Here is a 22217-nt window from a genome sequence, read left to right as displayed (position 1 = left end):
GACCAACTAAATCTGCCGGGTTTTGGCAGATTTAGTTGGTCCACCCTTATACATAACCTTCTGCCCCATTTCGCACGTTTCGACGTGGTGGCCAGAAAGCGAAAACGAGGACCGGCTTCATGGTGTAGACGATTTACGGGAAATACAAATTCAAACCGAGTCGAAACAAACGTAGTAGTAATGAGCATCGCCGGGGTTTGGCAGATTTAGTTGGTCCACCCTTATACAAACCTTCTGCCCCATTTCGCACGTTTCGACGTGGTGACCAGAAAGCGAAAACGAGGACCAGCTTCATGGTGTAGACGATTTACGGGAAATACAAGTTCAAACTGAGTCGAAACAAACGTAGTAGTAATGAGCATCGCCGGAAGCGGGTGGTAACCGTAGTGGACATCCCGAAACATAATCGGTGCTTCTTACAGTAGATAGTTTATAAGCAACTATGCTGCATCTACATAGCTGTTAACGATTTCCTAAACTAACATGGCCACAATTTTCGGCTCAGAGTGAACTGTTATTTCTTGGGGTTAGGTTTAATGCCTTAATTTGCCAGCCAAGCACTTTCTGGCCACCACGCCGAAACGCGCGTCGCAAAACTGAAGTCGGCACCTAAGGCACTCCCGACATAAAGCCGAAACCCACGACTTTCTGTCGAGAATGCCTTAGGCGCCGACTTCAACCCGTTTTGCGCCACGCTCTTTGACATTCTCCCCCCCAACCCTTAAAATAGTAACCATATTATATGAAATCAAACTAAAATTCGCTGGTGCGCGTTCGTGATCACCCACAGAGAGATTGGCTTGGCTGAAACCAATCATGATGACGACTTTGGACCCAGCAAACTGAATTTAGGGTGCCTCCTTATCGGCGACGAGTGGTGGCCTGGTGGTCACAATTAGGTGGTACCGCGGTTGACGTCCTATTGCATTTGGCAATGGGACGTTTTTTTCAGCGTTACCGGACTGGTAAGGGGTAAATTGAAAGGATGATAAACAGATGAGCGACAAGAAAATTATTTTAACGGGTGACCGACCAACTGGGAAGCTTCACATTGGCCATTACGTGGGGTCATTGAAGAACCGGGTCAAATTACAAAATTCTGGTGATTACGACTCATTCATCATGATTGCTGACCAACAAGCGTTGACTGATAACGCTCGGGATCCCGAAAAGATTCGCCACAGCTTGATCCAAGTCGCCTTGGACTATTTGGCTGTCGGCATCGATCCAGCTAAATCAACCATCTTTGTGCAATCACAAATTCCAGCTTTGAGTGAACTGACGATGCACTACCTGAACTTGGTTAGTGTTTCTCGTTTGGAACGAAACCCAACCGTTAAGACTGAAATCAAGCAAAAGAAGTTCGGCCAAAGTGTGCCAGCTGGATTCTTTATCTACCCAGTTAGTCAAGCCGCTGATATCACGGCATTTAAAGCGACAACGGTTCCCGTTGGTGAAGACCAAGAACCAATGTTGGAACAAACCCGTGAAATCGTCCGGAGCTTTAACAACATCTACGGCGACGTTTTGGTTGAACCAGAAGGCTACTTCCCAGAAGAAGGCCAAGGTCGGATTCCTGGCTTAGATGGCAACGCTAAGATGAGTAAGTCCTTGGACAACGCCATTTACTTGGCCGATGATGCGGATACGATCCAAAAGAAGGTCATGTCAATGTACACCGACCCAACCCACATCCACGTTGAAGATCCAGGTCATATCGAAGGCAACACGGTCTTCACTTACTTGGATATCTTCGATCCTGATACCGCCAAGGTTGCGGAATTAAAGGCGCAATACCAACAAGGTGGTTTGGGCGACGTGAAGATCAAACGTTACTTAAACGACGTCTTACAAGCTGAATTAAAGCCAATCCGCGAACGGCGCGAACAATACGCCCAAGATACGGATGCTGTTTACAAGATTTTGCAAGAAGGCAGCGAAAAGGCTAACCAAGTTGCCAACCAAACGTTAACGGAAGTTCGGAACGCGATTGGCATCAACTACTTCGGTTAATTAGCGATAACTCACGTAGGTTATTTCAAATGGTGCGAAGGGGCGACTGACAATGGATAATTTAGTGATCGTGGATTTAGGGTCAAATTCAGTCCGGATGGCGATCAACGAAATTCGCCCGGACAAAACGTTCCGGGAAGTTGGGCGTTATAAAGAAGATACCCGGTTATCTGAGGGGATGGGACCGGAGAAGAAGTTGCAAGATGCCGCAATCAAGCGAACCCTTGCTGCGTTAAAACACTTTCGGATTCTCTATCAAGATTTACCAAACTTAACGGTTAAGGCCATTACAACCGCGGCCGTGCGCCAAGCCAGTAATCAAGCCGACTTTCTAGAACGGGTTCAGCGCGAAGTGGGGCTGACGTTTGACGTTTTATCGGGTGACGATGAAGCCTACTACGACTACCTCGGCGTGATGAATCGACTACGGGTCGAGGATGCGCTGATGCTAGATATTGGTGGTGCCAGCCTTGAAATGGTCAACATTCGGTCAGGTAAGGAAAGTAACTTGATCAGCATTCCGTTTGGGGCGGTCAATTTGTCTGAACAGTTCCACTTAGATGACCAGATCAACCCGGCCGACTTCTTTGATGCGACGGTATTTTTACGGCAACGATTACAGGATATCTGGTGGTTGGGGGAAGCCAAAACCAAGCCGTTTATTCTGCTTGGTGGCGCTAACCGCTCACTTGCCCGGATGAGTCGGCGACAACAACAGGTGTTGCACGTTGAACAAATTCACGGCTATCAGCTGACGACTCACGAAGTTTTCCGGTTGTTTTCGGGTTTGCTTTGCAAAAATCACGAACAACGGAAACAAATTTCGGGACTTGAACCCGACCGAGCTGATATTATTGTGGGTGGCATCTTACCACTGGTACTATTACTTCAGATGTTAGATTCGGACCGCGTCATTTTCTCTGAAAGCGGCGTTCGCGAAGGTATTATCAACGCGTATTTGAATCAAGACTACAATTAACAAAGGATGGACAAGACCCATGGAATCGGAGTTTGCACACTTTTATAAGCGATCACGGGCGGAACGATTAGCGCTGTTAGCGCAGCACCGCGAACTGACCCCAGCAATGGTCCAGTTATTAAGTGATCGTGCGGCACAAGGCGACGCGCAGCAATTGATTGAAAACGACATTACGGCGTTTCAACTACCGGAAGGCGTTGCCGTTAACTTAATGGTGAACCAGCGTGAATTGGTGGTGCCAATGGTCACGGAAGAACCTTCCGTGATTGCGGCAGCCAGTAACGGGGCCAAGCAGTTAGCGAAGGCTGGTGGCATTCAAGCCACGGTGCAGTCGAGATTATTAATGGGTCAGGTCGTGTTAAGTCACGTCAAGGTGTTTGCTTCAGTTGATGACTGGGTTGCCTTACACCAAACTGAGTTACTTGAAGTTGCCGCCCAGGCGCACCCGTCGATTGTTAAACGCGGTGGAGGACCTCGGAAATTGCGGACCAGAGACCTTGGCGACGGTTACGTGTCGATCGACCTGTTTGCTGACGTTCAGGCCGCAATGGGCGCCAACATGCTCAACACGATGTTGGAAGCCATTGCAACGGTGGTTCAGACTAAATTGCAACAGCCACTCTTCAGTATTTTGTCCAACGCTGCTGATCAGAGCTTAGCAACGGCAACTTGCCGAATCCCACAATCTCAGCTACCCGCTGGGGTGGCCGAACGAATCGCGCAAGCCAGTGAGGTTGCCCAACTTGACCCATACCGGGCAGTGACGCACAATAAGGGCATTATGAACGGCGTTGACGCCGTTGTGATCGCCATGGGTAACGATTGGCGGGCGATTGAAAGTGCCGCTCACGCCTACGCTACAACTAGCGGTCAGTATCGCGGGTTGAGTCAGTGGGCCCTTGAGGGCGATGATCTCGTTGGTGAACTAACCCTACCGTTACCAGTTGGGACGGTTGGCGGGGCCACGGCGGTATTGCCACTGGTCAAAATCAATCAACAACTGGCCGAAATCAACACGCCTGAGGACTTAATGCAGGTCATCGTCTCGGTTGGTCTGGCGCAAAACTTTGCGGCCTTGAACGCACTGGTAACCAGTGGTATTCAACGCGGCCACATGAAGATGCAGCGGCGTTCACTGGCACTCTCAGTGGGCGCGTTGGCCAATGAAATTGACGCCGTAGTGACCCAACTGGATGCCGTGAAGGACCCAGATGAGGCTGCCGCCCGGCGTATTTTGCAACAACTTAGAACACAAACAAAGGATGACAACGATGCAAAACATTGAAATTAACGATCACGTACAATCCCTGTTAGATGCAGTGAACGAACTGTTCCCGGGGAAGGTTGAACTTCAGTTTATCGGTGAGTTACAAAGCGGTTACGTGCGTCATGACCAAGCACAAGTCGTTCAGGATAAGGACCACTTGATGGTCCAAATCAGTGACTTGACGGCACCAGACTATACGGCGTCTCACGAATTACTTCACTTACTGATGACGTTGCGTGGTTTTCCGCAACTATTCTACAGTTTGTCTACCGGTAATGAGGAGCTGGACAACCAGCTGAAGTTACTGTCAACGGACCTTTACGATACGGTTTCCCACTTGGTCGTTGTCTCGGAACAACGCAAGCATGATTTGATCGATGATAACATTGAACAACTCTACTTGAAGGGGGTTCAGGCCACCATCGATCCTGAACCAGCTGCGGATGACGATAAGATGACGATGCGGTTACTGGTACTGACGGATGCGTTGGTCTTCTTTGGTGATCAAAATGCCGCCATCAACAAGCAGTTCGCGACCGATTATCCGAAGGCCTTCCCAGCGGCTCAGAAGCTATACGGGATCATCACCGAAAAAGCGGTTGATTCACCGTTTACGCTTCGTCGCAACGTGGTCAAGGCATTCAAAGCCTTCGATGCACAACTCGAAGAATGGGGATTGCCGCCCGTTAACAATCAAGAGTTTGCCACGCTGACCAGCGTCTTTTCTAAGCGCCAATTACGCTTGGAAGTTCGGCAAGTATTTGAACTATTCCATTCCGATATGGTGGACGTTAAAACGAACCGGCGGGCCTACGTTGGCATTAACCGGACTGACCGTCAAAACAGCTTTGTCCTGCCAGCGCCTAAGGCTAGTGAGGATACGCCAGACTACTACAAGGGCATTTACGGCATGACCGTGGAAGCACTCTTGAAGCAACTGGAGATGCCATACATTTTACGGTAACGAATTGGAGGTTGATCAAATGTCGCCAATCATTCAATCAAGTTTTAAAAACGCTCAGCACATCGTCTTTCTAACGGGTGCTGGCGTGTCGACCCCGTCCGGCATTCCGGATTACCGGTCAAATAACGGGCTGTACACGGCGCACAAAAATGCCGAGTACTATCTTAGCCACACCTGTTTGACGCAAGAGCCACGGGTGTTTTACGACTATGTGACGCAAAATCTGTATAAGCCTGACGCCCAACCCAACGTGATTCACCGGGTTCAAGCAGCGTTGACCCAGCAGGACCGGGCAACCATCGTCACGCAAAACATCGATAACTTGTACCGAGTAGCAGATGCCAAGCACCTCGTAGAATTTCACGGGAACTTGTATCACGTCTATTGTCAAAAATGTGGTGCGACCGTGGACTGGCACGAGTACCTCAAAGATCCAGTTCACGCCGACTGCGGCGGGCAATTGCGACCCGACGTTGTGCTATACGAAGAGGGACTGAACCAAGACAATATCAATCGGGCGGTTGCTGCAATGAGCAATGCCGATTTGATCGTCATCACCGGGACGTCCATGCGCGTCTACCCGTTTGCGGGACTGTTAGATTACCGCAATCCGGGTGCGCCCGTGATCGTCATTAACCAAGAACCGCTGTCGTTTCCGTTTCAGTTTGAAATGGTACAGGAGGATGCGGCGGCCTTTTACGATCAACTTGAGATTTAATGAAATAGGAGAATGAACATGGGGAAAGACCGATTAGAGGCCTTCACGGATGGGGTCATGGCAATTATCATTACAATTTTGGTGCTGGAGATTCCGGAACCAGAGGGGGCAACCTTCGCGGCACTGTGGCCGTTACGGTTTAAATTGATTTTGTACTTGCTAAGTTTCTTGGCAATTGCCGTTTACTGGAATAATCACCATCACCTTTTCCAAGTGACGGAAGAAATCAGTGGCTCAGTTTTATGGGCCAACAACTTCTTTTTGCTGACGTTAAGTTTGCTACCCATTGCTACGGCTTGGGCGGGAACCCATATCATGGCGTTTGCCCCCGAGTTTACGATGGGACTGGCCTTCTTCATGGCGAACCTAAGTTTTTACCTGATCATTCGGGCGTTGGTGGCAACGCATGGTGAGGATACGGCACTGAACAACTTTTTTGGCCAGCATTATCTCAAGCCGTGGTTTTCAATGGGCGCAAATGTGATTGGCCTGTTAGCCGGTTTTATCTGGCCACCTTTGATTGCTATCTTTGCGTTTATCAACCTGATTCCGTGGATCATTCCGGATCACCGAATCGACCATTATTTGAAAAATAAGGACTGAGACACGATGTCGCAGGGAGACATTGAACAACAGCTCAGACGACTGTTACGCCACATTCGGGTGTTACTTGGGATGCAGGTAACCGTTGACGGGTTGATGTTGTACGCAATTGTGAAATTACTGATGGCGAATAATGGTCAAGTGATGCTGTTTTGGCGGTATTTGACCGTTAAAAATGGCTTGATTTTGACCGGACTCTTGGTGGGACTTGACCTCTGTTTAATGCTCGTTCGACGAAATGATCGGTTGACCGGTCAGGGACTGATCAGCCAATTAACAGGGCGACCGAGTCACGAGATGGCAACGCTGATTCGTCAGTTTAAACGATTGAAGTAAGGGGGGGACACGCATGATTACGATTGGGTTAACGACTTGGAAAGAACATCCGGCACTGATTAACGATGAGCAACGGGACGTGACGCTCAGTGAGTACGCTGCGGTGCTCCCGGTTGTGGAAGTGGACACACCGTTTTACGGCATTCCGCGAGTCACAACGGTTCAACGTTGGCAACAAGAGGTGCCGACGGGGTTTCAATTTATTTTGAAAGCCAATAAAGTGATGACCAAGCACGATTACGGAACGGATGAAGTGAGTGAGGATGACCGGCGGCAAGCTTTCGTTGATTTTCGGCGGATGGTTCAGCCGTTAGTCACTAAACATCAACTGAAGGCGGTACTTTTTCAATTTCCACCGTTTTTCCGACGGTCGACTGAGAACTTAGAGTGGTTAGTTGACATTCGCCGGTTAATGGGTGATTTGCCAATTGCCGTGGAGTTTCGCAATCCAACTTGGTATGATCCTGCACTGGTTAATGATGTAATGACCTACCTGAAGCAGTTACACATGACCCACGTGATCGTGGATGAACCGCACCGTTTAAATGACGGCATGGCGCTATTGCCACGAGTGACGAGTGACTTGGCGATCCTTCGATTGCATGGCCGAAACGAGAAGGGCTGGTTCAACCAAGGCAAAGACTGGCGTGGCCAACGGACTCTCTACCGGTATTCAGATGCAGAACTGGCCGAGTTTGGTCAGTTAGTGACGGATCTGAGTCAGCAAGCCAAGGACGTCTGCGTCATTTTTAACAACAACTCTGGTGGTGACGCCGCACCAAATGCCTTGGCGTTGCGTGATTTACTGGGCGTGCACTGGACGGGACTGGGACCGCAGCAGATGAGCTTGTTTTAGCTCTGACTGTCAGTTGCGCCAGCGTAAGTGTGCGAAGTTTGTGAAACTTGGTTTCGTCGGCACGTTAATCATGGGTGATATTGTGGGCACAACCGGTCGGTCAGAAAATTTGGGCTGGAACGCCGTGGGCACGATTCTGAGCCGGAAAAACACGTCTCAGAATTCGGCCTTTCACTAAGCTGGAAGTTCACCAGCTAAGTGAAATTTCACGGCTGAGCCCAATTTTCTGACCGACCTCTTGTTTGCGGATTATCGGCAGCAGGACCGCACTCCCGAAAATTTATTATGAAGGGCCAAACTGTCGCACGCTGACAATTGTAAGCATCTCAGCAAGTGTTGACCGATGACGTTACGACATCGGGTCAGCAGTACGTTCAAGCGAGTTGAGTCAACGTTCAGGATAGACTAACATTTGTTCATCACGGAAATGACAATTGCTGACCGATTGTGCTGTTTACCGAGTTAATATCAATCACTGTCATACCGCAGCATGATGATTAGCTAATCACTTGAGATGGTCTACAATAGTACCGAATTGTGCCAATGTAAGATGCAGGTAAGCGGCTAGGTGGATGCTGTGTCGCGATAATTGGTGGTTGTTGGCGAACTTCCGACAATCGCCAATTATCGGGGACGAATTCAAGACTCGCATGGGTTTTGGCGAGGCTTGAATTCGAGGTTTGAGACCGCCCTTGGGCTCAGACCGGCCCCACAGCAGGAACCTAGCCGCTTACCGGAATCGACAGTTCAAGCAAATCACCGCACTTCACAAACTAACAGCAATGATGCTTACACTGGACACAAACGACAGTAGAAACTTCTGACGCAGGGCACACAGTCACTGGAATTATGCTATACTATTGGAGAATTTGTTCACTCAAAATTTTAAAAAGCAACAATATAATCATTTGTTGAAAGGGGCCTGTTGATAACATGGCAGAAACGAAACCTACGTACTACATAACCACCCCGATTTACTATCCATCGGGTAAGTTACACATTGGGAACTCATACACGACGATTGCGTGTGATACCTTAGCGCGTTACAAGCGTGAAACGGGATACGACGTCTTTTTCTTAACCGGGACTGATGAACACGGCTTGAAGATCGAAGAGAAGGCTGAAAAGCTGGGCACTGATCCTAAGAGCTACGTGGATAAGATGGCCGCTCAGATCAAGGAACTCTGGAAAGTTCTGGAGATTTCAAATGACAAGTTCATTCGGACGACCGATGATTACCACGAAGCTGCGGTTCAAAAGATGTTCCAACAACTTCAAGACCAGGGTGATATTTACTTGGGTCAATACGAAGGTTGGTACTCCGTGGATGATGAAGAATACTTTACGGAAACGCAACTGGCTGAAGTTTACCGCGATGATAACGGTAAAGTGATCGGTGGGAAGGCTCCTAGTGGCCACGAAGTTGAGTTGGTTAAGGAAGAATCTTACTTCTTCAAGATGGGTAAGTACGCCGACTGGTTGTTGGATTACTACCACACCCACCCAGAATTTATCCAACCCGCAACCCGGATGAATGAAATGATCAATAACTTCATCAAGCCAGGTTTGGAAGACCTTGCTGTTTCACGGACGACCTTTACTTGGGGTGTGCCAGTGAAGTCAGATCCAAAGCACGTGGTCTACGTGTGGTTGGATGCGTTGACGAACTACATCACCGCGTTAGGTTACGATACGGACGATGATAGTTTGTTTAAAAAATACTGGCCAGCTGACGTCCACATGGTTGGGAAAGAAATCGTTCGGTTCCACACGATTTACTGGCCAATTATGTTGCACGCCCTCGGCTTACCACTACCAAAGCAAGTCTTTGGTCACAACTGGTTAGTGATGAAGGACGGCAAGATGTCCAAGTCTAAGGGCAACGTGATCTACCCTGAAACCTTAGTTGATCGTTACGGTTTGGATTCTGTCCGTTACTACTTGATGCGGGCAATGCCTTACGGTAACGATGGGACGTTTACACCAGAAGACTTCGTTGATCGCTTGAACTACGATTTAGCTAACGACCTCGGGAACTTGTTAAACCGGACCGTTGCTATGATCAACAAGTACGAAGATGGCGTTGTACCAGCTTACGAAGCCGGTGTCACTGAATTTGACGCAGACTTAGAAGCAACGTCAGCAACAACGATTGCCAACTATCACAAGTTGATGGATGACTTACACATGTCAGATGCGTTAGCTGAAATTTGGAAGCTGATTGCCCGGACAAACAAGTACATCGATGAAACTGAACCTTGGGTCTTAGCGAAGAGTGACGATGCAACTGACGTTAAGAAGTTAGCGGCCGTTATGGCGCACTTAACGGCTAGTCTGCGGGTCATTGCTTACCTGTTAAGTCCCGTTATGACGCACGCACCAAAGGAAATCTTGGCGCAACTAGGCTTAGACTTTGATGATCAAATCAACCTGAAGGACCTGACCATTGCCGACTTACCACAAAACAGTAAGGTTGTTGCAAAGGGAACGCCAATCTTCCCTCGTCGAGATGCGGAAGAAGAAGTTGACTTTATCGTGCAACAGATGACGAAGTCCGACAAGAAGAAGGGCCGGGCTGCCATGGAAGAAGCTAAGCAGCAAGCCGCTTCTGGTGTCTGGAATCCGGAAGAAACGACCTTGAAGTCGGATAAGAAGGATGTTCGGTTCGAAGCATTTGAAAAAATCGAATTAAAAGTTGCTGAAATCATTGATGTCCAACGAGTTCAAGGCGCTGATAAGCTGCTGCAATTCCGGTTGGATGCTGGTGACAGCGACGATCGCCAGATTTTGTCAGGTATCGCTGAATACTACCCAGAACCTAAGGAACTACTTGGTAAAAAGGTCATCATCGTGGCCAACTTGAAGCCACGGAAGATGCGTGGCCAAATCAGCCAAGGGATGCTGTTATCTTCCGAAGATGATCAAGGACACGTTCAACTCGTAACGGTTCCTGAAGGCATCAAGAACGGGTCAACAGTCGAATAGAGTGGCCGGTGTCCGGGCGCGAGAAGGGTGAGAGCGTCAAGCCACACCACGTGCCGTCAGGTCCCGACCAGGTAACCGAAAAGACCAGATGATGGCAACGTGATCATCCGGTCTTTTCGCTTGTTTTCGGCGGTTAGCAAACAGGAGGCAACCATGAAAATTTTTGATTCACATACCCATTTGAACAGTTCAGAATTTATCAACGATGTGCCACGGTTTCTACAGCAGGCAGCCGACTTAGATGTCGTTAAAATGACGATCGTGGGATCCAATACGGAGCTGAATCAGGCCGCAATCGACTTAGCGCATCAGTATCCGCAATTGTACGCCGCAGTTGGCTGGCACCCAGAAGATGCGAAGTTCTACGACGACGCAGCTGAAGCCGTGCTCGAACAACAGCTAGAAGACGAGCGAGTTGTTGCATTAGGTGAAATTGGACTGGATTATCACTGGGATACGAGTCCCCAAGATGTGCAGCGGCGGGTATTTAAACGTCAAATTGAATTAGCGAAGAAACACCATTTACCAATTGTGGTGCATAACCGTGATGCATTTGAAGACACATATGCCATTATTAAGGAAGTTGGTCTTGATGGTATCGGTGGTGTCATGCACAGTTTCAATGGTGATCCAGAATGGCTACAGAAGTTCTTGGATCTGGGAATGATGATCTCGTACAGTGGCGTCGCTAGTTTTAAGAACGCCCATGAAGTCCACGAATCAGTTCGGGCAACGCCTCTGGATCGCATGATGGTGGAAACGGATGCGCCGTACCTGACGCCAGAACCCCACCGTGGCGAACAAAACGAACCCGGGTTCACACACTATACCGTTAATGCAATTGCTAAGGAACGGGAGACAACCCCAGAAGCGATTGCTGAAGCAACTTGGCACAATGCCCACCGGTTCTTTGGGATAGAGGAGTAAACATGAAAACCATTCAAGAAGTGATCGTCGTTGAAGGCAAGGACGACACGAAGCAAATCGCTAAGGCCGTGAATGCTGATACGATTGAAACTCGAGGATCAGCAGTCCCGGATGAAACGCTGGCGTTAATCGAAGAGGTCGCCAAAAAACGCGGCATCATTATCTTCACTGATCCAGATTTTTCCGGTGAAAAGATTCGCAAAATCGTGTCAGAAGTCGTGCCAAATGCCAAGCACGCCTTTTTACCTAAAAGTGAAGGCGTCCCAACGAAGGCTGGCGGTTCACTTGGGGTTGAGCACGCGAGCGCCGAAGCGATTCGAGAAGCGCTAGAAAACGTTTATACAGAAGCTGACGCAACTGCAGAGCCAACGATTACGCAAGCAGATTTGTTGAAAGCCGAATTGATCGGTGGACCGAAAGCAAAAGCCCGTCGTGAAGCGTTGGGCGAGGTGCTTCGAATCGGGTACGTCAACGGCAAGCAACTTAAGAAGCGACTACAGATGTTTCAGATCAGTCAGACGGCATTTTGGCAAGCTGTGAAGACAATCGACGAAGGAGAAAACTAACGTGAGCACACCATTAATTGCGAGTCCAGCACGGACCCAAGCCATTATCAATCGGTATGGCCTGGCCATCAAAAAAAGTCTGGGACAAAACTTTTTAACCGATATCAACATTTTGGAACACATTGTTCAAGCCGCCGACCTGTCACCACAGGATAACGTGATCGAAATCGGCCCGGGAATTGGCGCGTTAACGGAGTTTTTGGCCCAAAACAGCCACCAAGTGTTGGCGTTTGAAATTGACGATCAATTGATTCCCGTTTTAAGCGAAACGCTGTCCCAGTACGACAACGTCACCGTGCTCAACCAAGACATCTTGAAGGCCAATCTCGGTGAGGTAATCGCGGAACACTTTGAACCCGGTCGGCCATTGAAGTTAGTGGCTAACCTGCCATATTACATCACAACCCCAATTTTGATGAATGTGCTTCAAAGTGGCATCAGTTTTGACGCGATTACGGTCATGATGCAAAAAGAAGTTGCTGATCGGCTAGTTGCCGTTCCCGGCACGAAGGCGTACGGCTCGTTATCGATTGCCGTTCAATATCAAACTAACGCGGCCGTGTCGTTCATGGTGCCTAGGACCGCCTTTATTCCACAACCGAACGTGGATTCCGCAATCGTCACGATGACCAAGCGCGAACCACTGGCGGTGTTACCGTTTGATGAACGGGTATTTGCTAAATTCGTGAAGGGTAGCTTTATGCACCGGCGGAAGAGTTTTTGGAATAACTTACTGGCCATGTTTGGTAAAGACCCCGATGTGAAGACTCGCTTAACTGCCGTTTTGGAACGGGTCCAAATTTCACCTCAAATCCGTTCGGAAAAATTACGCCTAGAACAGTTCATTGAATTAGTAAATGAGTTGCACGTGGATGGGTTACTCTAGCTAATCGGGCTCGTGCATAACAGTTGAAAAGGCGTGTTAACAATGTTTACCATGACTTTTCCGGGCCTAAATGACTTGTCAAAAACTAGTTATTTTTATAAGAAAAATACTTGTTGAAAATAAAGAGTTGTGGTATAATTTGACTTTTTTGTGAAACCGCGCTATAATGTTTCACAAGGGGTGAGGTCATGCCAACAAGTATAGCAACGATTAAGGATCGGCTCGATCATCGCATCGGGCAGGAACTTATGGTAGTCGCCCAGGCAGGGCGCAAAAAGACGACAGAACGACACGGAATTCTAAAAGAAACCTATCCCGCCGTTTTCGTCGTTGATCTAGATCAGGACGAGAATTCATTTGAACGGGTATCATACAGTTACACCGACATTTTAACCCAGAACATTCAAATTGACTTCGATCTTCCGGTCGAAGACGATGCACAGTAAAGAGACCACGCGGTTAGTGGGTCTCTTTTTTGTTTGCTGTCGCTTGTGTCTAGCGTAAGCATTTGGTGCGATTTGGGTGTCGGCTGTTTGTCATCGCTTCGCTCGCCAAAGCCGCATGAAAACCGGCGCTCTCAGGCTACAAAATTCGACGCCACTTTGGCTGTTATTTCCAGGGTTCCTGAAATTGTAGGAACTTGTCAACCACGCGCTTTCTGGCCACCACGCCGAATGGTGCTGCGCGAGACTGAGAGCTGCATGCAAGGCGACATCGGTAAACCCGCCAGGCCCGGGCGCCTTCACCGATGTCGCCTTGCACACTGCTCTCAACCCGTCTCGCTCCGCACACTTACGCTGGCCACAAACGCCAGTCTTCAACATACATAATAAGTGCACAAACCAGAATCAAAACCAAACATCTGCTCCAAACTGCTATCAGATAGCGATTGAGTTCAAAAAGCTCACGGGTATCGAACACAAACTTGGAAAAAATTGCTATAATGTCAATAATAAACTGACGAAGGTATGAGGGTGAGCCAAACGTGATCGATTGAGTGGGCGTAAAACTTAATGAAACTAACTGGTGATGAGTGCGCCAGCTGGTAAACTGACGACTTTGGTTGGGCATTTGTTAGACCCATTCAGTTGATCGACTAAACTCAACTCTCCAAGAGGTAACCTTTACAAGAATTTAGGTGAAAACAGATGATGAGAGTAGTGGAAAAGGCAGCTGCGAAGATCAACCTGGGGCTTGATACCCCCTTTCGCCATGAGGATGGCATGCCAGAATGGAACATGGTAATGACGTCGATCGACCTTGCGGATTACGTCGAGGTGCAGTCAACGGCTCGAAGCAGTATCGTTGTGTCCTCGGATTCGGGTTTTTTACCCAATGACCAGCGCAACCTAGCGTTTCAAGCAGCGTCGTTGTTACAGCGAACGTTTAACGTGAAGCAGGGGGCTGTGATCAAGATTCAAAAAAACATTCCGGTTGCGGCTGGGCTGGGTGGCGGTTCCTCTGACGCGGCCGCAGTATTGCGGGCGCTCAATACGTTGTGGGACCTTAAGTTACCGTTGGCTGAATTAGCTAAACTGGGATTAAAAGTGGATTCTGATGTGCCGTATTGCGTTTATAGTAAAACAGCTCATGTCACCGGTTATGGTGAACAGATTCGGGTGTTAGATCCATCGTTGAAGCCGGTTTGGTTAGTATTGGCGAAGCCTAATGTGAGCGTGTCGACGCCCAGCATTTTGCGGCAAATCGATTATGATCATTTGGAACACCCCGAAATTGCGTCGATTTTGGATGCAATTGAGGTGGGCGATCACGCTGCGCTGGTGACGGCGATGGGCAATGCGCTTGAACCGATTTCAGCTGGGCGGTACCCTGAAATTAAACAAATTAAGGAACGGATGCAGGCCTATGGTGCAACCAATGCACTCATGAGCGGCACGGGTCCCACGGTGTTTGCGGTTTTTGACAAGCAGTCGCGGGCCCAGCGAGTGTTTAACAGTATTCGGGGATTTTGCTCCGAAGCCTACCTCGTTCGTTCGTTATAAAGGAGCTTATTAAACATGTCAAAATCGAAATGGATCACATGGACGGCAGCGACGATTGCAACTGGGATTACAGCAACGATTGCGACCAGTTGTGCTGCCTATCACGCTTTAACGTACGCTAGTCAGCATAAGAAAGAAACGGGGCGGCAGCTAGCGGTAGCGGAAAATAGCGCTGCTGATAATGTTTGGTACCTCAAACAGCCACTGATGGAATGGCATTTAAAATCCGATGATGGCCTGACGTTGCGCGGCACGTACATTAAAGCCGATCAGCCAAGTAAACGGGTCGTGTTGCTGGCGCATGGCATCAACCACGCCCGGGAACAAATGATTCCGTATGCGCGCCTGTTCCACGATTGGCACTATCACGTGTTGATGCCGGATGCTCGAGCGCAAGGTGAAAGTGACGGCCATCGCATCGGGTTTGGTTGGCAGGATCGATTTGACTATCAGGGTTGGATCCAAGAAGTGATCGATCAGTTAGGCGACGACGTTGAAATCGTGTTGATGGGCATCAGCATGGGTGCGTCGACTGTAATGGCAACGGCGGGTGAAAAACTGCCCGATAACGTCAAAGCGGTTGTTGCAGATTCCGGGTTTGATTCGCTTTTTGAAATGGCGAAAACGGTGGTGCACCGCCAATATCATTTACCAGCGTTTCCAATCGTTCAAATTGCGGACCGCGTTGCCCAGTTACGTACGGGGACCCGGTTAGTTACCCAGCGGGTGAGTCATCAATTAAAGCAGATCAAAGTGCCAATTTTAGTCATTCACGGTGAAGATGATCAGGTTGTGCCAATCAAGCAGGCGCGGGCGTTATATCAGGCTATCAGTGGTGTGAAGTCGCGCTATATTGTGCCAAATACCAAGCATATCATGTCATACGCCCACGATCCGAAGAAGTATCGGGAAGTCGTTTCCCAGTTCTTAGATCGTTACGTAACGGTGAATGATTAGTGGTCACCCATGAAAATCATTGACAAATAATCAAAATAGCTTAAACTAAAATAGTAATAGTTACTATTTACTTTAAAAATAGCGCCTATTGGGGCTATTTTTTTATTTTAACTTGGTAATTAAGGTTACTGAGTCGATGATAAGGAGATCCACATGACTGAACCAATTTTAAAACTCACCGATTTAGACTTTGCGTATTCGGATAAGCGCGTCTTTACCGGATTGAACTATACGTTAAATCAGGGTGATTTTCTCAGCATCGTGGGTGAAAATGGTGTTGGGAAGACAACGTTGATGAAACTTATCTTACAGGAACTAAAACCAACCGGTGGTGAACTGGCCTTTTTACCGACTCGTCAGGCGGTTAAGGTGGGGTACGTGCCCCAATTCAGAAACATTGATCCAGAATACCCGTTATGTATTGAGGACTTTGTGGGACTGAATTTTGCGAAAATTGGTCTCCCTTGGTTAACCAAGAAGGAACGGCAACGCGTCACTGAAATTTTAGCCGAAACGAAGTTAACCCCGATGCGCAAGCGGCCACTAGGGCAGGCGTCCGGTGGTGAAAAGCAGAAGGCCTATCTGGCACAGGCGTTGCTGGACAAACCGAACCTGTTGATTTTAGATGAATCAACGGCCAGTCTGGATCCGGTTGCGAAAACGGAGTTATTAGACCTTGTTAAACAATTGAACGAAGACCTTGCGTTGACGGTCATCTTTGTGACCCACGATATTCCATTAGCACGGCGGTACGCGAATAAGTACCTGTTCTTAACGCCGGGCAACTATGAGGCTGATGATATTACGGCGCTAACGGATGAAAAGGTTGGGAGGATGCGAAATGTTTAGTTACCCATTTATGCAAAATGCCTACATGGCTGGCACGTTAATTGCCATTATTTCGGGCATCATGGGCGTTTTCGTGATTGCCCGTAACATGTCATTTCTGACCCATACACTGTCAGAAATTGGGTTTGCGGGGGCCGCCTTTGGTATCTTTATGGGCTGGCAACCATTGCTGGGGATGCTACTATTTACAACAGTCAGCTCAATTGGCGTTGGCGAGTTGGGCGCTAAATCATCCCGGCGTGAAAACTCGATTTCGGCAATTTCAGCCCTCGCAATTGGTCTCGGTATCCTGTTCCTATCACTAGCGAATAGCAATGCCAGTTACGCAACGGGAATCCTGTTTGGGAGCGTCATCGGTATTAGTCGGCAAAACGTGATCCAAATGGTGGCATTATCGGCTATCGTGCTGGTGATTGTCGCTTTGATTTACCGTTTCTTGAAGTTTGATTCTTTCGATCCAATTGGTGCCCGAGTTGAGGGATTATGGACCCGGACCCTGTCAGTCGTCTTCTTAGTTTTACTAGCGCTGTCCGTCAGCGTGGCGGCGCAAATCGTAGGCTCATTATTAATTTTCATTTTACTGACCTTACCAGCAGCAGCTGCTAAATACTTTACCCACACGGTTGGGTTAATGATCGGTGTGGCAGTGGCCTTTTCCCTAATTGGCGTTTGGCTGGGACTTTATCTTAGCTACGTGACGAACTGGCCGGTTAGTTTCTTTATTAGTGTGATTGAAGTTATCTTTTACTTAGCGGCGTTACTGTATGATCGGCAACGCGGTTAATTGATGTTTGTGGCCTTGTCCGGTTGTTGGATGAGGCCTTTTTTGCTGTCGCTTGTGTCCAGCGTAAGTGTTGGGTGCGATTTGGGTGTCGGCTGTTTGTCGTCGCTTCGCTCGCCAAAGCCGCATGAAAAACGGCGCTCTCAGGCTACAAAATTCGGCGCCACTTAAACTGTTATTTCCAGGGTTCCTGAAGTTGTAAGAACTTGTCAACCACGCGCTTTCTGGCCACCACGCCGAATGGTGCTGCGCGAGACTGAGAGCTGCATGCAAGGCGACATCGGTAAACCCGCCAGGCCCGGGCGCCTTCACCGATGTCGCCTTGCACACTGCTCTCAACTCGTCTCGCTCCGCACACTTACGCTGGACACAAACGTTAGTATTCACATAATAACGGATAACATTTGGCCAAAAACATAGGTAAAACGACTTATCTCGTAACCTTCGTGTGATAAAATCATGAGATTCCCATAATAAGCAAGTAAAAGCCGAACATTTATGCTAAAATGGGACTATTAAATCTGATTTGAGTGTTTATGGGAGGAACCAAAGTGAAAGTAAGAAGAAGCGACCGGCTGATTGATATGACCCGGTATCTGTTGGAGCGGCCTCATCAATTAGTGTCGTTGACCTTTTTTTCGGAGCGTTATGAGTCGGCAAAATCGTCGATCAGTGAGGATTTGACGATTTTGAAGCGGACCTTTAAGACTCGGGGAACGGGGCTGTTGGAGACCGTACCTGGGGCTGCTGGTGGGGCCCGGTTTATTCCGTACATTAAAAAGGATGAAGCGAGTCGCTTTATCGATGACGTCATTACGTCATTGTCAGAAGAAGACCGCTTCCTACCAGGGGGCTACGTCTACATGTCCGACTTACTTGGCCGGCCAGGTGTCCTCCATCAAGTTGGTCGCTTAATTGCGACGCAGTACGTTCACGATCCCGTGGATGCTGTGATGACGGTTGCAACGAAGGGCATTCCGATTGCGCAAAGTATTGCGGATTACCTGAACGTTCCATTTGTGATCGCCCGACATGATTCTCAGATCACCGAAGGCTCGACCGTTAGTGTGAACTACGTTTCCGGTTCAAGTAGCCGAATCGAAAAAATGGCCTTGTCAAAGCGGAGTCTAAAGCCGGGGTCGCGAGTTTTGATCGTCGATGACTTTATGAAGGGCGGCGGAACGGTTGGCGGGATGCAGTCACTGGTTAAGGAATTTGATTCAACAGTGGCTGGTGTTGCGGTATTTGCTGAAGGGGCCTTTGAAGGCGAACGGGTCGTGCCAAACTACACGTCACTGTTACGGATCCACGCAACCGATGATCACGTTGATGTGACCCCCGGGAACTATTTAAGTGAAATTTACACGCCAGAGCGCTTTAGCCAACTCAAAGACTAGGAGTTAGTGTTACACTTTAACTGGCCACCTCACGTGAGTATGTCATTTATGACTGACTGACGGGTGGTGGCTGGTGTTTTGCTCTGACGATAATGAAAATAACTAAGGAGTTTTTTTGAGATGAGTACACGAAATACAATCATTCTGGCTGCCGGTAAGGGCACTCGAATGAAGTCGAAACTTTACAAGGTGTTGCATCAGGTTTGCGGTCGGGCAATGGTTGACCACGTGTTGACACAGGTTGAAAAGACCAAGATGGACCAAATCGTGACCGTTGTCGGTTACGGTGCCGAACAGGTCGAAGCCACGTTGAAGGATCGGACACAGTACGTCTTACAAAAAGAACAACTCGGGACTGGTCATGCGGTCTTACAAACCGAACCTTTGTTAAAGGATCAAGAAGGAACCACGTTGGTTGTCAGCGGGGATACCCCGTTATTTCAAGCCAGCACGTTTGAGAAATTATTCCAGTACCACGAAGCTAAGAAGGCGGTCGCAACCATCTTAACGTCAAAGGCACCGGATCCAACTGGATATGGGCGTATCGTCCGTAACGACATTGGTATCGTTGAAAAAATCGTTGAGCAAAAGGATGCTTCTGCTGAAGAACAAGAGATTGACGAAATCAACACCGGTGTTTACGTGTTTGACAACCAAGCCTTGTTTAAGGCGTTGCACGCAACCAACAACGATAACGCGCAAGGCGAGTATTATTTAACCGACGTTATCGAAATTTTGAAGCAACAGGGCGAAATCGTGGCTGCTTACCAGATGGCCGATTTCGAAGAATCAATGGGAGTTAATGACCGGGTTGCGTTATCAAAAGCAACCAAAGTGATGCAACGGCGGATCAACGAGGCCCACATGCGTAACGGGGTGACTTTGGTCAACCCAGACGACACTTACATTGACGTGGATATTAAAATCGGGTCGGATACGATTATTGAACCCGGCGTTTTGTTGAAGGGGCACACCGTGATCGGTGAAAACTGCCGCATTGGCGCCCACTCAGAGATTCACGATTCCATTATTCACGACAACGTGACGGTAACCTCTTCATTCTTGGAAGACTCCGAGATGGAAGATGGCAGCAACATTGGCCCAATGAGCCACTTGCGGCCACAATCTCACATCGGTAAGCACGTTCACTTAGGCAACTTCGTGGAAGTCAAGAAGGCAACGATTGATGAAGGCACTAAGGTTGGTCACTTAACTTACGTGGGGAACGCCCATTTAGGCAAGCGAATCAACGTTGGTTGCGGGGTCGTCTTCGTTAACTACGATGGCGCCAATAAGCACGACACGACCGTGGGTGATGATGCCTTCATCGGTAGCAACTCAAACTTGGTTGCGCCACTCACGATTGCAGACCATTCGTTCATTGCGGCAGGCTCAACCATTACGGATGCTGTGAACCAGTACGATATGGCAATTGCGCGTTCACGGCAGACCAATAAGCCCGGGTATTTCAAAAAATTACCCTACGATCCAGAAAAATAATCGTCTAAATTAGAAATAAGCTTGCCATGTTATCTGTAGATAGCTTAAAATAAAGCTAGAAATAAGCCATTTGGAGGATCCCATGTCAGAGAAATATAATGACCCAAAGTTGAAAATCTTTGCGTTAAATTCCAATAAACCCCTTGCCCAACGGATTGCAGATGAAGTGGGCGTTGAACTTGGAAAAACGTCGGTCGATCGTTTTAGTGATGGTGAAATCCGGATTAACATCGAAGAAAGTATTCGTGGTTGCCACGTTTACGTGATTCAATCCACTTCAGCTCCTGTAAACGACAATTTGATGGAACTATTGATTATGGTCGATGCCTTGCGTCGCGCAAGTGCTGAAACCATTAACGTTGTGATTCCTTACTACGGGTATGCGCGCCAAGATCGTAAAGCACGCTCCCGGGAACCAATTACGGCCAAGTTAGTGGCGAACATGTTGGAAACCGCTGGCATCAGCCGGGTCGTAGCGCTTGATTTACACGCGGCTCAAATCCAGGGATTCTTTGATGTTCCCGTCGATCATTTGATGGGCGCACCATTACTGGCAGACTACTTCATTAACCACGGTATCGATGAAAACGCCGTTGTGGTCTCACCAGACCACGGTGGGGTTTCACGGGCCCGGGCCTTAGCTGAATTCTTGAAGGCGCCAATCGCCATCATTGATAAGCGCCGGCCAAAGGCTAACGTTGCTGAAATCATGAACATCATTGGTGATGTGAAAGGCAAGCGTTGTATCATGATCGATGATATGATCGACACGGCCGGAACAATCACTTTGGGTGCGCAAGCCCTGATGGACGCCGGTGCAATTGAAGTGTACGCAAGCTGTACCCACCCCGTCTTATCCGGGCCAGCAATTGAACGAATCGCCAACTCTGCAATCAAGCAGTTAGTTGTGACGGATTCAATTCAATTACCACCTGAAAAGCAAATTGACAAGGTTAAGCAAATCTCAGTCGGCCCATTAATTGGGGACGCTATTAAGCGAATCCATGAAAACAAGCCGGTTAGCCCACTATTCCACAACCGTTTCCACGGTAATGAATAGGCGTTAGCATTGGGACTAAATGAGTGATTAAAATACGTATGGTCTGTAGAGGCCATGCGTATTTTTCTTAAATTGGATCGAGTGAAATCGTGGTGAATAAAATGACATATGTGAAACGAAATAAGTGGGCGTTACTGGTCCTTGGCGTTATCGTCCTAATTGGCGTGATTGCCATGCCACTGACCTCAGTCGTGGCCGTGTCTAACGTTTGGGTGATGCTGAGCCTCGCATTTCTCATGGTAGGCGCCTTTTTCATCCTTGAAAAAGCTCACCTCTTCGCCGGTTGGCGTCGCCGGCGACGGAAGGGTGAAGACCCATTGCCTGAAGAACGCATCAAGGTAACCGAAGTCGCTTCGGTTAAAAACGGCCCGGTCATTGTGAACCGCTATGCCCGTTTTTGCCTTACCGTTGGCATCGGCTTGCTGGTTCTTGGCATCGTTGTAACGATATAACTGATTAAGCTGCACTGTCTGTTGATGGTGCGGCTTTTTTTCGTTTGTGTCCAGCGTAAGTGTGCGGAGCGAGACGGGGTGAGAGCAGTGTGCAAGGCGACATCGGTGAAGGCGCCCG

Annotated in this window: 22 protein-coding genes; 21 read left to right on the top strand and 1 reads right to left on the bottom strand. The window is 48.5% G+C overall.

All coding sequences use genetic code 11. From position 1 onward, the window contains the following. Window positions 1–541: 541 nt before the first annotated feature. Window positions 542–706, bottom strand: coding sequence for a hypothetical protein (locus tag ACYVR3_RS11875; protein ID WP_461244416.1), 165 nt, complete (start codon window positions 704–706; stop codon window positions 542–544). A 290-nt stretch (window positions 707–996) separates the two neighbouring features. Here ACYVR3_RS11875 and trpS point away from each other — a divergent pair, with 290 nt between their 5' ends. The 21 genes from trpS to ACYVR3_RS11770 all read left to right on the top strand — a co-directional run bounded on the left by trpS (window position 997) and on the right by ACYVR3_RS11770 (window position 22099). Next, window positions 997–2013 carry a tryptophan--tRNA ligase gene (gene trpS / locus ACYVR3_RS11870; protein ID WP_054737319.1) on the top strand — a complete coding sequence of 339 codons (1017 nt, stop codon included), beginning with the start codon at window positions 997–999 and terminating at the stop codon, window positions 2011–2013. 52 nt (window positions 2014–2065) lie between these two features. After that, the gene (locus ACYVR3_RS11865; RefSeq protein WP_461244415.1) at window positions 2066–2992 is read left to right on the top strand and encodes a Ppx/GppA phosphatase family protein; all 927 of its coding nucleotides are present in this window, start codon (window positions 2066–2068) and stop codon (window positions 2990–2992) included. Between the two features lie 19 nt (window positions 2993–3011). Beyond that, window positions 3012–4277 (top strand): hydroxymethylglutaryl-CoA reductase, degradative, encoded by a 1266-nt coding sequence (locus tag ACYVR3_RS11860; RefSeq protein ID WP_461244414.1) that lies wholly within the window; start codon window positions 3012–3014, stop codon window positions 4275–4277. Then, window positions 4264–5223, top strand: coding sequence for an IpaB/EvcA family protein (locus ACYVR3_RS11855; protein ID WP_461244413.1), 960 nt, complete (start codon window positions 4264–4266; stop codon window positions 5221–5223). Before ACYVR3_RS11860 ends, ACYVR3_RS11855 begins: the two co-directional genes overlap by 14 nt. A 19-nt stretch (window positions 5224–5242) precedes the next feature. After that, complete coding sequence (locus tag ACYVR3_RS11850; RefSeq protein WP_461244412.1) at window positions 5243–5941, top strand: NAD-dependent protein deacylase; 699 nt, start codon at window positions 5243–5245, stop codon at window positions 5939–5941. 18 nt (window positions 5942–5959) lie between these two features. Further along, window positions 5960–6544, top strand: a complete 585-nt coding sequence (locus ACYVR3_RS11845; RefSeq protein ID WP_461244411.1) for a TMEM175 family protein — start codon at window positions 5960–5962, stop codon at window positions 6542–6544. Between the two features lie 6 nt (window positions 6545–6550). Then, window positions 6551–6880: a hypothetical protein gene (locus ACYVR3_RS11840; RefSeq protein WP_054737323.1), complete on the top strand. Its 330-nt coding sequence runs from the start codon at window positions 6551–6553 to the stop codon at window positions 6878–6880. 13 nt (window positions 6881–6893) lie between these two features. After that, a complete protein-coding gene (locus ACYVR3_RS11835) occupies window positions 6894–7736 on the top strand; it encodes a DUF72 domain-containing protein (protein WP_461244410.1) in 843 nt (280 codons plus the stop codon). Between the two features lie 933 nt (window positions 7737–8669). After that, complete coding sequence (metG, locus tag ACYVR3_RS11830) at window positions 8670–10721, top strand: methionine--tRNA ligase (RefSeq protein WP_461244409.1); 2052 nt, start codon at window positions 8670–8672, stop codon at window positions 10719–10721. Between the two features lie 153 nt (window positions 10722–10874). Next, entirely contained in the window at window positions 10875–11648 is a 774-nt protein-coding gene (locus ACYVR3_RS11825; RefSeq protein WP_461244408.1) for a TatD family hydrolase, read from the top strand. Window positions 11649–11650: 2 nt separating this feature from the next. Beyond that, window positions 11651–12214, top strand: a complete 564-nt coding sequence (gene rnmV, locus ACYVR3_RS11820) for a ribonuclease M5 (RefSeq protein WP_054737241.1) — start codon at window positions 11651–11653, stop codon at window positions 12212–12214. 1 nt (window position 12215) lies between these two features. Then, window positions 12216–13100 (top strand): 16S rRNA (adenine(1518)-N(6)/adenine(1519)-N(6))-dimethyltransferase RsmA, encoded by an 885-nt coding sequence (rsmA, locus tag ACYVR3_RS11815; RefSeq protein ID WP_461244407.1) that lies wholly within the window; start codon window positions 12216–12218, stop codon window positions 13098–13100. A gap of 188 nt (window positions 13101–13288) precedes the next feature. Then, entirely contained in the window at window positions 13289–13546 is a 258-nt protein-coding gene (locus ACYVR3_RS11810; RefSeq protein ID WP_054737239.1) for a Veg family protein, read from the top strand. A 705-nt stretch (window positions 13547–14251) separates the two neighbouring features. After that, on the top strand, window positions 14252–15103 hold the full coding sequence (gene ispE / locus ACYVR3_RS11805) for a 4-(cytidine 5'-diphospho)-2-C-methyl-D-erythritol kinase (RefSeq protein ID WP_461244424.1): 852 nt from the start codon (window positions 14252–14254) through the stop codon (window positions 15101–15103). 15 nt (window positions 15104–15118) lie between these two features. Further along, window positions 15119–16060 carry an alpha/beta hydrolase gene (locus ACYVR3_RS11800; protein ID WP_461244406.1) on the top strand — a complete coding sequence of 314 codons (942 nt, stop codon included), beginning with the start codon at window positions 15119–15121 and terminating at the stop codon, window positions 16058–16060. Between the two features lie 153 nt (window positions 16061–16213). Further along, window positions 16214–16909 (top strand): metal ABC transporter ATP-binding protein, encoded by a 696-nt coding sequence (locus tag ACYVR3_RS11795; protein WP_461244405.1) that lies wholly within the window; start codon window positions 16214–16216, stop codon window positions 16907–16909. Further along, a complete protein-coding gene (locus tag ACYVR3_RS11790) occupies window positions 16902–17693 on the top strand; it encodes a metal ABC transporter permease (RefSeq protein WP_461244404.1) in 792 nt (263 codons plus the stop codon). Before ACYVR3_RS11795 ends, ACYVR3_RS11790 begins: the two co-directional genes overlap by 8 nt. Window positions 17694–18241: 548 nt before the next feature. Further along, window positions 18242–19087 (top strand): pur operon repressor, encoded by an 846-nt coding sequence (gene purR, locus ACYVR3_RS11785; RefSeq protein WP_054737235.1) that lies wholly within the window; start codon window positions 18242–18244, stop codon window positions 19085–19087. A 120-nt stretch (window positions 19088–19207) separates the two neighbouring features. After that, window positions 19208–20587, top strand: a complete 1380-nt coding sequence (glmU, locus tag ACYVR3_RS11780) for a bifunctional UDP-N-acetylglucosamine diphosphorylase/glucosamine-1-phosphate N-acetyltransferase GlmU (protein WP_461244403.1) — start codon at window positions 19208–19210, stop codon at window positions 20585–20587. An 82-nt stretch (window positions 20588–20669) separates the two neighbouring features. After that, window positions 20670–21647: a ribose-phosphate diphosphokinase gene (locus tag ACYVR3_RS11775; protein ID WP_057152049.1), complete on the top strand. Its 978-nt coding sequence runs from the start codon at window positions 20670–20672 to the stop codon at window positions 21645–21647. Between the two features lie 101 nt (window positions 21648–21748). Continuing rightward, window positions 21749–22099 carry a DUF3899 domain-containing protein gene (locus ACYVR3_RS11770; RefSeq protein ID WP_461244402.1) on the top strand — a complete coding sequence of 117 codons (351 nt, stop codon included), beginning with the start codon at window positions 21749–21751 and terminating at the stop codon, window positions 22097–22099. Window positions 22100–22217 lie beyond the last annotated feature (118 nt).

The organism is Secundilactobacillus muriivasis (assembly GCF_054785195.1).
The sequence above is the reverse complement of the archived record's forward strand: the minus strand, read 5'-3'. Positions and strand labels throughout refer to the sequence as shown.

Coding starts and splice junctions, on each gene's coding strand:
- ACYVR3_RS11810 (WP_054737239.1), top strand. CDS start 13,289: ATGCCAACAAGTATAGCAACGATTAAGGATCGGCTCGATCATCGCATC.
- ACYVR3_RS11840 (WP_054737323.1), top strand. CDS start 6,551: ATGTCGCAGGGAGACATTGAACAACAGCTCAGACGACTGTTACGCCAC.
- ACYVR3_RS11875 (WP_461244416.1), bottom strand. CDS start 706: ATGTCAAAGAGCGTGGCGCAAAACGGGTTGAAGTCGGCGCCTAAGGCA.
- ACYVR3_RS11775 (WP_057152049.1), top strand. CDS start 20,670: ATGTCAGAGAAATATAATGACCCAAAGTTGAAAATCTTTGCGTTAAAT.
- metG (WP_461244409.1), top strand. CDS start 8,670: ATGGCAGAAACGAAACCTACGTACTACATAACCACCCCGATTTACTAT.
- ACYVR3_RS11855 (WP_461244413.1), top strand. CDS start 4,264: ATGCAAAACATTGAAATTAACGATCACGTACAATCCCTGTTAGATGCA.
- ACYVR3_RS11845 (WP_461244411.1), top strand. CDS start 5,960: ATGGGGAAAGACCGATTAGAGGCCTTCACGGATGGGGTCATGGCAATT.
- ACYVR3_RS11795 (WP_461244405.1), top strand. CDS start 16,214: ATGACTGAACCAATTTTAAAACTCACCGATTTAGACTTTGCGTATTCG.
- ACYVR3_RS11860 (WP_461244414.1), top strand. CDS start 3,012: ATGGAATCGGAGTTTGCACACTTTTATAAGCGATCACGGGCGGAACGA.
- rnmV (WP_054737241.1), top strand. CDS start 11,651: ATGAAAACCATTCAAGAAGTGATCGTCGTTGAAGGCAAGGACGACACG.
- ispE (WP_461244424.1), top strand. CDS start 14,252: ATGAGAGTAGTGGAAAAGGCAGCTGCGAAGATCAACCTGGGGCTTGAT.
- ACYVR3_RS11865 (WP_461244415.1), top strand. CDS start 2,066: ATGGATAATTTAGTGATCGTGGATTTAGGGTCAAATTCAGTCCGGATG.
- ACYVR3_RS11835 (WP_461244410.1), top strand. CDS start 6,894: ATGATTACGATTGGGTTAACGACTTGGAAAGAACATCCGGCACTGATT.
- ACYVR3_RS11800 (WP_461244406.1), top strand. CDS start 15,119: ATGTCAAAATCGAAATGGATCACATGGACGGCAGCGACGATTGCAACT.
- ACYVR3_RS11825 (WP_461244408.1), top strand. CDS start 10,875: ATGAAAATTTTTGATTCACATACCCATTTGAACAGTTCAGAATTTATC.
- trpS (WP_054737319.1), top strand. CDS start 997: ATGAGCGACAAGAAAATTATTTTAACGGGTGACCGACCAACTGGGAAG.
- ACYVR3_RS11770 (WP_461244402.1), top strand. CDS start 21,749: ATGACATATGTGAAACGAAATAAGTGGGCGTTACTGGTCCTTGGCGTT.
- ACYVR3_RS11790 (WP_461244404.1), top strand. CDS start 16,902: ATGTTTAGTTACCCATTTATGCAAAATGCCTACATGGCTGGCACGTTA.
- glmU (WP_461244403.1), top strand. CDS start 19,208: ATGAGTACACGAAATACAATCATTCTGGCTGCCGGTAAGGGCACTCGA.
- ACYVR3_RS11850 (WP_461244412.1), top strand. CDS start 5,243: ATGTCGCCAATCATTCAATCAAGTTTTAAAAACGCTCAGCACATCGTC.